Origin of the sequence: Agrobacterium sp. LAD9, assembly GCF_003031125.1 — a bacterium.
GTDB lineage: Bacteria > Pseudomonadota > Alphaproteobacteria > Rhizobiales > Rhizobiaceae > Agrobacterium > Agrobacterium radiobacter.
Genome location: NZ_PHGS01000025.1, coordinates 121,526 through 134,234 on the forward strand (window position 1 = coordinate 121,526; position 12,709 = coordinate 134,234).

Consider the following 12,709-nt stretch of genomic DNA (forward strand, 5'->3'; position numbering starts at 1 on the left):
TGCTCAGGCAACTGATGCACAAGGAACGTTCCACCGATGCAGCAACATCCGCTGGTCGCGATTTTGAACAGGCTCGGCGCTTTCGTGCTGGTCATGATCGCCCTGTCCATCATGATTTTCGTCCTGGCTCGCGTGGTGCCGGGTGATCCAGCCCGCATGGCGCTCGGCCCTGCGGCGACGCAGGAACAGGTGGATGCGCTGCGCGGTGAGATGGGTCTCGACAAGCCGCTGGCCGTGCAATATCTCGACTATATCGGCAATGCCCTGCACGGTGATCTCGGCTTCTCGCTGGTGTCGCAGCGTCCTGTCACGACGGATCTGGCACAGACCGTTCCGGCCACGGTCGAGCTGGTTCTGGTCTCGGTTATCTTCATGTTTGCCGTCGCCATCCCGCTCGGCGTCATCACCGCGCATTACCGCGACCGTCCGCTTGACCATATCGGTCGCATCCTGTCGCTGACCGGCGTGACGATCCCGAGCTTTCTTTTCGCCATCACGCTGCAATTGCTGGCCGCCCGCTTTGTCTCCGGCTGGCCGATCATCGGCAGGATCGATCATGCGCTCGGCTGGCAGGGCGGCCCAACGGGTTTCCTCCTGATCGACGGTACGCTGGCCGGACGGTTCGATGTGGTGCTTGATGCGTTGAAACACCTTGCACTGCCGGCTTTTGCGCTCTCCATGGCCGGCATCGGCCAGATCACCCGCATCACGCGTTCCTCGATGATCGAGAACCAGCGCAAGGACCACGTGCTTACCCTGCAAAGCTTCGGCGTGCCGGAGCGGGTCATCATCTTCCGTTATCTCTTGAAGCTGTCTTCCATCGCGCCGCTGACGATCATGGGGCTCGAATTCGCCTCGCTGATCGGCAATGCCTTCGTGATCGAAATGGTCTTCGCCTGGGGCGGCTTTGCCTCCTACGGGCTGAATTCCATCCTTCAGAAAGACCTCAATGCCGTGACCGCCGTGGTGCTGGTGGCCGGCCTGTTCTTCATCGTTGCGAACCTGATCGTTGATGTCCTGATCTCGATCATCGACCCGCGCCTGCGCCGCAAGGAGGCTCGCTGATGGCTGATATAAAAATGCTCGAACCCACCGATCGGGGCCTAAGCGCCGGTTACATGATGTGGTACCGTTTCAGCCGCAACCCGGCGGCGGTCATCGGTTCGTTGATCCTGTTGTCGGTGCTGGTTCTGGCGATCTTTGCGCCCTGGCTCACACCCTATCCCAAACATATCGGGGCGGTCGTCGATTTCCGGGCGCGCCACATGCCGCCGGATATGGAGCACTGGTTCGGCACCGACAAGGCCGGACGCGACATCTTTTCCCGTACCGTCTTCGGGCTCAGGGTTTCGCTTCTTCTTGTTATCGGTGTGCTCGGCATTTCGGTTCCCGTCGGCACGGTGCTTGGTCTGATGGCCGGTTATTTCGGCGGCTGGACTGAAAAAATCATCAGCGGCCTGACGAATGTGATGCTGGCCATGCCGCCGCTCGTCATGGCGCTGGCGGTCTCCAACCTTTTGGAACCGACGCTGATGAATGCCATGATCGCGATCACGCTGCTTTGGTGGACCTGGCATGCGCGACTGATTTATTCGGTTTCGAAGTCCATCGCGTCCGAAGACTATATCGAAGCCGCGCGTCTTGCCGGTGCCGGTCCACTCCACATCCTCTTTCGCGAAATCCTGCCCAACTGCGTCTCGGTCATATCAGTCAAGACGACGCTGGATGCGGCTTTCGTCATCCTCTTCGGTGCGACGCTGAGCTTCCTCGGTTTCGGCGTCAAACCGCCAACCCCCGATCTCGGATCGATGGTTGCCGACGGGCGCCAGTTCATGCCGGATTTCTGGTGGGAAGTCCTCTGCCCCGGCGCGGCCGTGCTTTACGTGACGCTGGGTTTCAATCTGCTGGGCGACGGCCTGCGTGACATGTTCGACGTGGAAAGCTAAAACCATGACTGAACCGCTTCTCAAGGTCGAAAACCTCAACGTCACATTCACCAATTATGGCCGCACGCGGCAGGTGCTGCGCAATGTCGCCTTCACGGTCGCCGCCGGCGAGCGCGTGGCGCTAATCGGCGAAACCGGATCTGGCAAGTCGGTCACCGCCAAGGCCATCATCGGCACCCTGCCGAAGAATGCCGCGATTACTTCCGGTGCCATCGTCATCGATGGCCGGGATGTGCTTGCCATGCCGCGAAGGGAACGCGAAGCGCTGAAGGGAACGGCGTTTTCGCTGATCATGCAGGACCCGCTGTCGTCCTTCAATCCGGTATTCAAGATCGGCACGCATCTCGATGATGTCATGCGCTTTGCCGACAAGCGTGACGGCATCAACTCGTCTAAGGCCGAGCGCCGTACTCGCATTGCGGCGGTTCTGCGCCGCGTGCAGCTTGCCGATACCGAGCGGGTCATGAATGCCTACCCGTCCGAGCTTTCGGGAGGCATGCGCCAACGCGTACTGATCGGGCTTGCGCTGTTGCATCAGCCGAAGCTCCTGATCGCGGATGAGCCCGGTACGGCGCTCGACGTGACCACACAGGATGAAATCCTCAATCTCATCAACCAGCTGGTTGCCGAAGAAAATATGGCGCTGTTGATGATCACCCATAATCTCGGCGTCGTGCGCAAGGTAGCCGACAGGGTCGTGGTCATGCACCATGGCGATATCGTCGAGACCGGTCCCTGCACGCAAATCCTTCATGCACCCGCTGCGGATTACACGCGTTCGCTGCTGGATGCGGTGCCGCCGCTCTACGGCCCACGCGTCACCGATCTGGCGCAAAGCACGCGCCCGCCGATCGTCACCATCGAAGGGCTGAACAAGATTTACGGCAGGCGTAACGGTTACCACGCCGTGCGCGACGTGAACATAACATTGAAGGATGGCGAGATTTTCGGCCTTGCGGGTGAATCCGGCTCCGGCAAGACCTCGGTTGCGCGCATGATCATGGGCCTTTCGCGCCCGACCTCCGGCAATCTCGTCATCGACGCCCCATCTCCGGGGCGTGGCAAGCGGCTGACGCAGATCGTCTATCAAAATCCGGGCACTTCCCTCAATCCGAAGCGCACCGTCAGGCAGACGCTTACCCTACCGCTGAAATCCATCGGCATGGATGCGCAGGCGCGCGAAAACCGCATGCAGGAACTGATGGGGCTGGTGCGATTGCCGCAATCCTATCTCGGCAAATATCCGCATGAGCTTTCCGGCGGACAGAAGCAGCGCGTCGCCATTGCCCGTGCGCTGGCGGCCGAGCCGAAAATCCTCATCCTCGACGAGCCGACGGCGGCGCTGGACGTTTCGGTGCAGAAGACGGTCATCGACCTCCTGCTGCAGCTGCGTGAGGAGCTTGGCCTGACCTATCTGATGATCTCGCACGACCTGTCGCTGATGCGCAATTTCTGCTCGCGCATCGCCATCATGCTGCGTGGCGAGATCGTTGAAGAAGGGGTGACGTCCGCAGTCTTCGCCCAGCCGGAGCATCCCTATACCCGCGCCCTGATCGCGGCGATCCCCGTCGTCACCGACGAGGAAGAACGTCTGAAACCCACCGTGACTGAGGAAGAGCGCATGCGCTTCCTCGTAAAAACGACCGATTGATAAAAGAGGAGCCTGACGTGTATCGCGTTGGAATTGACGTCGGCGGCACAAATACCGATGCCGTTGTGTTACAGGATAAAACCGTTCTGGCGGGGGTTAAGGCCTCCACCACCGAGGATGTGACGTCCGGTGTCATCGAAGCCCTTGAAAAGGTGATCGGGGCGTCGGGCATCGACAGGGCACGCATCGGCGCCGTGATGATCGGCACCACGCATTTCACCAATGCCGTGATCGAGCGGCGGCATATGGACGAGGTCGCCGCCATTCGGCTAGGCCTGCCGTCGGGCGCTGGCCTGCCGCCCATGGTCGACTGGCCGGATGATCTCAGGGAAATCGTCGGCAACCACGGTTATCAGGTGCGTGGCGGTTACGAATTCGACGGCCGCGAAATATCAGCCCTCGATGAGGACGAGATCGTCCGTATCGCCGCCGACATTCGCGCCAAGGGTCTGAAGGCCGCAGCCGTCACCTGCGTTTTCAGCGGCATCAACGATGCGATGGAATTACGGACGAAGGAAATCCTGCAGGAGCGTTGCCCCGGCCTGCCGGTGGTCATGTCCAAGGATATCGGCCGGCACGGCCTGCTCGCCCGCGAGAGTGCGGCGATCATGAATGCCAGCCTCCTGTCGCTCGCCGACCGCACCGTCGCCGCTTTCGGCGAGGCGCTGAAGGCAGCGGGCATAACCTGCCCGTTCTATATCACCCAGAATGACGGCACGCTGATGGCGGCGGATGTTGTGCGCGGCTTTCCCGTGCTCACCTTTGCCTCCGGTCCGACGAACTCCATGCGCGGCGCCGCCTTCCTCACCGGTCTCAAGGATGCCGTCGTGGTGGATGTCGGCGGCACCACTTCCGATGTCGGCTCGCTGTCGCATGGCTTTCCGCGCCAGGCGTCCACGACCGTGGACATCGGCGGCGTGCGCACCAATTTCCGCATGCCGGATGTGTTCTCCATCGGCCTCGGCGGCGGCTCGTTGGTGGTCAATGGCGACCATGGCCTCACCGTCGGCCCGAAATCCGTCGGTTATCGCGTCCGCCGCGAGGCGCTCTGCTTCGGTGGCACGACCTTGACCGCGACGGATATCGCGGTCGCATCCGGCAAGGCGGATGTGGGTGAAAAGGTGCTGGTTTCCACTCTCGACAAGCGGCTGGTGGATGCTGCGGTCGAAAAGATCAACGCCATGCTCGAGGCATGTGTGGAACGCAGCCGCATCTCGTCCTCGCCGGTGCCTGTCATCGCCGTTGGCGGCGGCTCCATTCTCATGCCTGACCGTATCGGTGAACTGGAAGTCATCCGCCCTGAGAATTTCGCGGTGGCGAATGCCGTCGGTGCGGCGATCGCGCAGATCAGCGGCGAGACGGATCGTGTCTTCTCGCTGATCGAAGGGCGCACGCGTGAGAGCGCGCTTGCCGAGGCCGAGGCCGAGGCGCGCGAGAAGGCGATTGCGGCAGGCGCACTGGCCGAAACGCTGGAAGTCATCGAGCGCGAGGACATGCCGCTTGCCTATCTGCCCGGCAATGCCACCCGCATTCATGTGAAAGTTGTTGGAGAAATGGGAGCCAATCATGGCTGAGACGCGCAAGCTGAAATATGACGAAGCGGCATTGCGTACGCTGACGCGGGAAGATCTCGACGCGCTGGAAATCGGTGCCGGCATTCTCGGCACGGGCGGCGGCGGCAATCCCTATCTGGGCAAGCTGCTTGCGCTCGAGGCCATGAAGGCCGGTTACGAGATGAAGATTCTCGCAACCGGCGCCATCGAGCCGGATGCGCTTTGCATGTCCATCGGCGGCATCGGCGCACCGGTGGTTGGTGTCGAGCGCATCCGCGAAGGCCGTGAAGGCCTGCGCTGCCTGCGCGCCATGGAAGAGCTGATCCGCACGCCAGTAGACGCGATCGTCTGCGAGGAAATCGGCGGTTCCAACTCCATGAACCCGCTGGTGACGGCGGCGCTCGGCGGCCTGCCGATCCTAGATTGCGACGGCATGGGCCGGGCCTTCCCTGAGATGCAGATGACGACCTTCTCCATCTACGGTCACAGTTCCACGCCATCGGTGATGTGCGACCTGCACGGCAATGCCGTCATCTTCAGTCACGCCGTTTCTGAGGTCTGGCACGAGCGCATGGCCCGCGCCTGCGTCGTTTCGCAAGGCGGTGGTGCAATGCTGGCGACCGCGCCGATGCAGGCCCACTACGTGCACCAGTACGGCATTCCGAAAACCTATACCAAGGCGATTGCCATCGGTGAGGCGGTTATCCGCGCCCGCAAGCAGCAGGAAGACCCGATTGCGGCTGTCTGCGCGCTCGAAGGCGGACGGCGCATTTTCAACGGCAAGATCACCGATCTGAAGCGCCATCTGCGCGGCGGTTTTGCGGTCGGCGATCTCACACTCTCCGGCTTCGATGATTGCGCGGGCCAGACGGCGGGCGTCGCCATCCAGAACGAGTTCCTGCTGTTTACCCGTGACGGCAAGGTGGAAGTGACGGTACCCGACCTGATCGTCCTGCTCGATGTCGACACCGGTTATCCGATCACCACTGAAGTGCTGCGCTACGGCCAGCGCGTGGCCGTCATCGCCATCCCCTGCCACGATCTGTTGCGCAGCGCACGCGCGCTTGAGGTCGTCGGGCCGGCGGCCTTCGGTTACCCCGATATTCCCTTCTCACCGCTGCCCGTCCCGGTCAGCAAGGCTGCCTAACCATAAGCGGGGCAAATGACCCGCAATAAAGAGGAGAACGAAAAATGAAAATGCCAGGACTTTCTTCCCGCCTTGCCGTGCTTGCGCTCGGCACGGCAATCGCGCTGCCGCTTGTTCCTTCCGCTGCTTTTGCGGAAGACAAGGTGTCGGTCGCGGTCAACACCATGCAGATATTCAGTTCGCTCGACCCGGCGAAAGTGACTGATTATACCGGCTACATGGCCATCGTGAACATGTATGACGGCCTGACAACGGTGAACGCCAAGGGCGAAATCGTGCCGCATCTGGCGAAGTCCTGGGATGTTTCGCAAGACGGCCTGACCTACACCTTCCATCTCCGCGACGATGCGAAATTCCAGGACGGCACGGCGGTAAAGGCTGCCGATCTCGTCTGGTCCGTGCAGCGCCTGCTTGGCATCAACAAGGGTCCGTCGAACCTCATCGTCGGCGTGCTGAAGCCCGAAAACGTCACCGCGCCTGACGATGCGACGCTGGTCATGAAGATCGAGCGTCAGTTTTCGCCCTTCATGGCAGCCACGCCGCTGATGATGGCGCTGAACAAGACGCTGATCGAAGCCAATGCCAAGCCCGAAGACAAGTGGGGCGAGGCCTATGTTGGCGAACATTCCGCCGGTTCCGGCCCCTACAAGCTCGTCAGCTACAACCGTTCTGCCGATATGGTCATCGCCCGCAATGCGGACTATTTCCTTGGCTGGACCAAGGGCAAGCCGATCGACGAAGTACGCTTCGTCCAGACGAGCGACGACGCTACCGTCAAGGCGCTTGCGGAAAAAGGCGAACTTGGTCTTTCCTCGCACGGGCTTGGCAACGACACCTATGAATCCATCGGCCGGATGAAAAACTACAAGCTGATCCAGACCCGCACCGCCGGCGGTTTCGTCATCAAGCTGAACACCAAGGTCTACCCGACCGACGACGTTCACGTTCGCCGCGCCATTGCCTACGCAACGGACTACAAGACGATCCAGGAAGTGATCTATCCCGGTTTCGACATGAAGGGACCGCTCTCCGACGCTTTCAAGGACGCGCATAACGGCGATATCCAGCCCGGCGTCTACGATCTGGAAAAGGCGAAGGAAGAACTGGCGAAGTCGAAATATGCCGGACAGAAGATCACGCTGGTCAACAGCTATGTCGCTTCGCTGGCCTTCGAGGCGGAAGTGGCGCTGCTTTTGCAGTCCAGCCTCGAGCAGATCGGCATCACGCTCGATATCAAGCCGGAGCCGTGGAACCGCATCGTGGAGCTTTCCTCCAAGCCCGATACGACGCCCGCATCGACGCAGGTGAACATCTCGCCCACCTATCCGTCGCCGGATGCGATGTTCTACAACCAGTATCATTCCAAGGCTTCCGGCACGTGGATGTCGATGGAATGGCTGCAGAACGCGGAAATCGACGGGCTGATCGACAAGGTTCGCGCCACGACCGATGTCGGCGAGCAGAACGCCACCTACAAGGAACTGCAGACGAAGATCGCCGATCTTCAGCCGGATGTCTGGGCGGTTGCTCCGAACCGCCGTTATGCGGCGAACAAGTGCCTTCAGGGTTACGAGTTCATTCCCATGCAGAGCTGGGACCTGAACTTCTCCAACTTCCATTGGGACTGCAAGGCGGAGTGATTTCCGCCTCATGAAAACCGGTCCCGCCGCAGGGCGGGGCCGATGAGACTTGGAACGACTAAGGGAAGGAGCATCGCTTGCGCCAGAACGGCTGCGGCATGCCCGAGGATGACGCATGATCCAGGAATTTTCAGAAGACGATATCGAACCTCTGGCCACCGGCGCCTGGATTTTGGGAACGGGCGGCGGAGGTAATCCCTATATCTCGACGCTCAATCTGCGCCGGCTTTATGCCGAAGGCAGACGGGTGAAGGTCATGGACCCGATGGCGCTCGCCGATGACGACATGGTTGCCGTTGTCTCCAAGATGGGCGCGCCGCTCGTTGGTCAGGAGCGGTTGGGAGACCCCGTTCATCTCGCCCGCGCGGTGGAGGTGATGGAGGATTATCTCGGCAAGCCGTTCCGGGCGATCATGAGCGTTGAAATCGGCGGTTCGAACGCGCTGTCTTCTTTCCTCGCTGCCGCCATGCTCGACCGGCCCGTCGTCAATGCGGATGCGATGGGACGCGCCTATCCCGAAGCGCAGATGACGTCCTTCGCTATCGGCAATCTGCCGATGTTTCCGCTGTCGCTGGTTGATGTACGCGACAATGAGGTGATCGTGACGCGCGCTGCCTCCTGGAAGTGGATGGAGCGCATCTCGCGCAAGGTCTGCACCGAAGTCGGTTCCACCGCTGCCACCTGCAAGGCGCCGCGCACCGGCAAGGAAGTGAAGGAATGGGGCATTCATTACACCGTCACCAAGGCGACCGAACTCGGGCGCGCGGTTATGGAGGCGCGTGCGCGCCATGACGACCCGGTTCAGGCGGTTCTCAACCATGAGGGTGGCAAGCAGCTGTTCCGCGGCAAGGTGGTGGATGTGGCCCGCGAGACCACCGGTGGCTTCCTGCGCGGTAGCACCACTATTGAAGGCATCGACGCTGACAGGGGCTCGCGCCTCGAACTCGCCTTCCAGAATGAATGGGCGGTCGCCTTCCGCGATGGCCAGCCGGTTGCCATGACGCCGGACCTGCTTTGCCTTCTCGACACCGTTTCGGGCAGTGCCATCGGCACGGAATCGGTGCGTTATGGCCAGCGTGTAACGGTTGTCGCCCTGCCGGCGCCGGAACTTTTGACGACGCCTGCCGGCATCGCCGCCGTCGGCCCGCGTGCCTTCGGTTATGACATTGACTTTAAATCGGTATTCCCATGAAACGCATCGGTATTGACGTTGGCGGCACCAATACGGATGCCGTTCTCATAGATGGCGACACGATTGTCGCCTCCATCAAGGTTCCGACCACGCAGGATGTCCTTTCCGGCGTGAAGGCGGCGCTTGCCCATGTGGCGGGTCATGTCGGCGCGGTGGATCGCCCGATCGACGCGGTGATGATCGGCACGACCCATTTCACCAACGCGGTGGTGGAGCGCGCCCGGTTGGAGCGGGTTGCTGCCATCCGCATCGCCCTACCAACAGGTTCTTCGCTGCCGCCCATGTGCGACTGGCCGAAAGACCTCCACGAGGCCGTCGATCCGCTGATCTTCATGGTCCACGGCGGTCATGAATATGACGGCAGCCCGCTGGTGCCGATGATCCCGGATGAGATCCGTGAAGCGGCGATGAAAATCCGCGATGCGGGCATCACCTCCATCGCCATTTCCGCAACCTTCTCGCCGCTGACCACGGAGTGCGAGGTGAGGGCGGCGGAGATCGTCCGTTCGGTGATCCCCGATGCGCGCATCACGCTCTCCCACACGCTCGGCCGTATAGGGCTTCTGGAGCGCGAGAACGTCGCACTTCTGAATGCCGCCCTTCAGACATTGGGCAAGACCACGGTACAGGCATTTTCCGATGCGCTACGGGAGGCTGGCGTGAAAGCGCCGTTCTATCTGACCCAGAACGATGGCACCGTGGCACTTGCGGATGTGGCCGCCGCAAACCCCGTGCACAGCTTCGCTTCCGGCCCGACCAATTCGATGCGCGGTGCTGCTTTCCTCACCGGGCTTTCCGATGCCATGGTGGTGGATGTCGGCGGCACCACCTCCGATATTGGTTGCCTTGTCGGCGGTTTCCCGCGTGAGGCGAATAATATTGTCCATATTGGTGGGGTCCGCACCCTGTTCCGAATGCCCGATCTTCTGCCGATCGCACTTGGCGGCGGGACGATTGTCGACCCGCAGACAGGCAAGATCGGCCCGCGCTCGGTGGGGTATCGCATCCTGACCGAAGCCCGCGTTTTCGGCGGCGAGACACTGACGACATCGGATATCGCCGTTGCCGCAGGCCTGATCGAGATGGGCGACAGGGACCGTGTGAAAGACCTCGATCCGGCATTCGTGCAGGCGATACTTCAACGCATTCGCGACATGGTGGCCGACAGTTTCGACCAGATGAAGACTTCTGCGGAAGACGTGCCGCTGGTCGCGGTCGGCGGTGGGGCGTTCCTGATACCTGAACGGGTTCCGGGCGCTTCCGAGGTGTTGCGTGTGGAAAATGCAGGGGTTGCCAATGCGCTCGGTGCGGCAATGGCGCAGGTTTCCGGCGAGGTGGATCAGGTCTTTTCCGGGTTGAGCCGCGACGAGGCGCTTGCGAAAGCCGAGACCGAAGCGCAGAACGCGGCGGTTGCTTCGGGAGCGGAGCGCGCGAGCCTCAAGACGCTTGAGGTGGAGGATATTCCCATCGCCTATCTGCCCGGCGGCGCGCGGCGGGTACGGGTGCGTGTTATCGGCGATATCGCCTTTCATTGATGGTAAGAGGCCCGGCCTGCGGCTCGGCGACAGTGGAGTGAGGACATGACGAAGATCGCATTGGCCATTCACGGTGGTTGCGGCGTAATGCCGGAAAACAGCATGACGTCGGAGGAATGGGAGGCGGCGCGACACGATCTGGCAGCCGCACTGCGTGCCGGTTATGGCGTCCTTAGGGCTGGTGGAACTGCGCTCGAGGCGGTTGAGGCGGCGGTCGTCGTCATGGAGGACAGCCCGCATTTCAACGCAGGTCATGGGGCGGCGCTCAACGAGAATGGCATCCACGAACTCGACGCGTCGATCATGGACGGCAAGACCCTGGCGGCGGGCGCGGTCAGCGCCTCCCGCGCCATCCGCAACCCGGTGAAGGCGGCCCGGGCGCTCATGGAGGATGAACGCGCAGTCTATCTCACCGGTGAAGCGGCTGACCGGTTTGCGCAGGAGAAGGGGCTTGCCACGGAGCCTCAATCCTATTTCACCACGCAAAAGCGCCTTGAGGCGCTGGCGGCCATGAAAGTCCATGCCGCCGCCGGTACGGAAGCGACGGAAAACGAAAAACACGGAACCGTCGGCGCGGTGGCGCTCGATGCGGCGGGGCATCTTGCAGCCGCGACCTCCACCGGCGGCTACACCAACAAGCCGGATGGGCGGGTTGGCGACAGCCCGGTGATCGGGGCCGGCACCTATGCCCGTAACGGTGCCTGCGCCGTTTCCGGCACCGGCAAGGGTGAATTTTTCATCCGTTATGTCGTCGGTCATGAGATCGCGTCCCGTGTCGCCTATCTCGGGCAGGATCTGGAAACCGCCGCCGGCAACCTCGTCCACAAGGATCTGGCGCCCTACGATATCGGTGCGGGTCTGGTTGCTATCGATGCCGAAGGTGGCATCGCCGCGCCCTATAATACGCCCGGCATGTTCCGGGGCTGGGTGACCCCATCAGGAGAGGCCCGCGTTGCCACCCACGACAGGGTCTATGAGGTGGAATTGTAACCGGCGACTATCCGGGTCGCATAACAGTGCTAAAAAAAACCGGTGACATGGAGCCTCATCGGCGGCAAAACGGGTGAACCGAAACTGGCTCGTCTTTTCACCCATGGTGCTGGCCTCATGAACATCAAGCAGCTTGAAGTCCTGCGCACGCTTCTTTCCACCGGCTCGACCATCGCTACGGCCAAGGCGATGGGACTCAGCCAGTCCGGTATCAGCCGGCTTCTGGCCCAACTCGAGGCGGACCTGTCGCTGACGCTGTTTGCCCGAGACAAGGGGCGGTTGATCCCGACACCGGAGGCAGCGCTTCTCGCTCGCGACGCGGAAAATGTGCTGCTCGCGGTCGACCGCATGTCCGGTCACGCCGAAGATTTGCGTAATGGTGCGGCAGGCCCCGAAATCGTCCGCATCGGCCTCCCAAGCAGCATGTGGGAGAATTTCGCGCCCGCCATGCTAATCGACTATGTCAGAGATTTCCCCGGTGTCCGTATCGAGACATTTTTCGAAACGACCACCGCCATCAACAAACTGGTCGGCGAGCGGGTGATCGATCTCGGTTTTCTGCGGATGGAAGGCGAGATCGGGCCGGGGATCGATGTCGAGCGGGTGGCGACCGGTAAAAGCGTCTGTGTGGTCCGGCAGGATCATCCGCTGGCTGCGCTTGACGAAATTACGGTCAAGGACCTGCGCAACATTCCGCTTATTCTGATCGGCCGTCAGCGGCCGAACCGCATGGCGCTCGATCAGGTTTTCAAGAAGGCGGGCGTCAAGCCGATGGTGAAGATCGAGACCCATACCAACAGTTCCGCATGCGCCTATGTCGCGCACGGGCTGGGGGTTACGATCATCAGCAGTTTCTACGCGAATCTTTACCGGCACCTTCCCGTCGTCGCCCGGCCGTTTGTCCCGCAGTCAACGCAGGAATTCGGTCTCGCCCGTGCCTCCGGTGCACCGCTATCCATCGCCGCGCAGGCGCTCAGCGATGCCTTGAAGCGGGAAATCCAGCTCTCGCAAAAAATCGACTGAAAACGGGATTTTGCGCGGCAAATCTCATTGTT

10 protein-coding genes are annotated in these 12,709 nt (G+C 61.5%); all 10 read left to right on the forward strand.

What is annotated here, in order from left to right; all coding sequences use genetic code 11:
• Positions 1 to 36: 36 nt before the first annotated feature.
• Positions 37 to 1,065 (forward strand): ABC transporter permease, encoded by a 1,029-nt coding sequence (locus DA915_RS22100; protein ID WP_107677328.1) that lies wholly within the window; start codon positions 37 to 39, stop codon positions 1,063 to 1,065.
• Complete coding sequence (locus DA915_RS22105) at positions 1,065 to 1,946, forward strand: ABC transporter permease (RefSeq protein WP_107677329.1); 882 nt, start codon at positions 1,065 to 1,067, stop codon at positions 1,944 to 1,946. Before DA915_RS22100 ends, DA915_RS22105 begins: the two co-directional genes overlap by 1 nt.
• A gap of 4 nt (positions 1,947 to 1,950) precedes the next feature.
• On the forward strand, positions 1,951 to 3,597 hold the full coding sequence (gene nikE / locus DA915_RS22110) for an ABC transporter ATP-binding protein (protein ID WP_107677330.1): 1,647 nt from the start codon (positions 1,951 to 1,953) through the stop codon (positions 3,595 to 3,597).
• 17 nt (positions 3,598 to 3,614) lie between these two features.
• Complete coding sequence (locus DA915_RS22115; RefSeq protein ID WP_107677531.1) at positions 3,615 to 5,171, forward strand: hydantoinase/oxoprolinase N-terminal domain-containing protein; 1,557 nt, start codon at positions 3,615 to 3,617, stop codon at positions 5,169 to 5,171.
• Positions 5,164 to 6,297, forward strand: coding sequence for a DUF917 domain-containing protein (locus DA915_RS22120; protein ID WP_107677331.1), 1,134 nt, complete (start codon positions 5,164 to 5,166; stop codon positions 6,295 to 6,297). The genes DA915_RS22115 and DA915_RS22120 overlap by 8 nt, the downstream gene beginning before the upstream one ends.
• 44 nt (positions 6,298 to 6,341) lie before the next feature.
• Complete coding sequence (locus tag DA915_RS22125; RefSeq protein ID WP_107677332.1) at positions 6,342 to 7,937, forward strand: ABC transporter substrate-binding protein; 1,596 nt, start codon at positions 6,342 to 6,344, stop codon at positions 7,935 to 7,937.
• A gap of 115 nt (positions 7,938 to 8,052) precedes the next feature.
• Complete coding sequence (locus DA915_RS22130) at positions 8,053 to 9,129, forward strand: DUF917 domain-containing protein (RefSeq protein WP_099087192.1); 1,077 nt, start codon at positions 8,053 to 8,055, stop codon at positions 9,127 to 9,129.
• Positions 9,126 to 10,664: a hydantoinase/oxoprolinase N-terminal domain-containing protein gene (locus DA915_RS22135; RefSeq protein ID WP_107677333.1), complete on the forward strand. Its 1,539-nt coding sequence runs from the start codon at positions 9,126 to 9,128 to the stop codon at positions 10,662 to 10,664. The genes DA915_RS22130 and DA915_RS22135 overlap by 4 nt, the downstream gene beginning before the upstream one ends.
• 45 nt (positions 10,665 to 10,709) lie before the next feature.
• Complete coding sequence (locus DA915_RS22140) at positions 10,710 to 11,654, forward strand: isoaspartyl peptidase/L-asparaginase family protein (RefSeq protein ID WP_107677334.1); 945 nt, start codon at positions 10,710 to 10,712, stop codon at positions 11,652 to 11,654.
• A 117-nt stretch (positions 11,655 to 11,771) separates the two neighbouring features.
• A complete protein-coding gene (locus tag DA915_RS22145) occupies positions 11,772 to 12,677 on the forward strand; it encodes a LysR family transcriptional regulator (RefSeq protein WP_107677532.1) in 906 nt (301 codons plus the stop codon).
• The last annotated feature ends 32 nt before the right edge of the window (positions 12,678 to 12,709 follow it).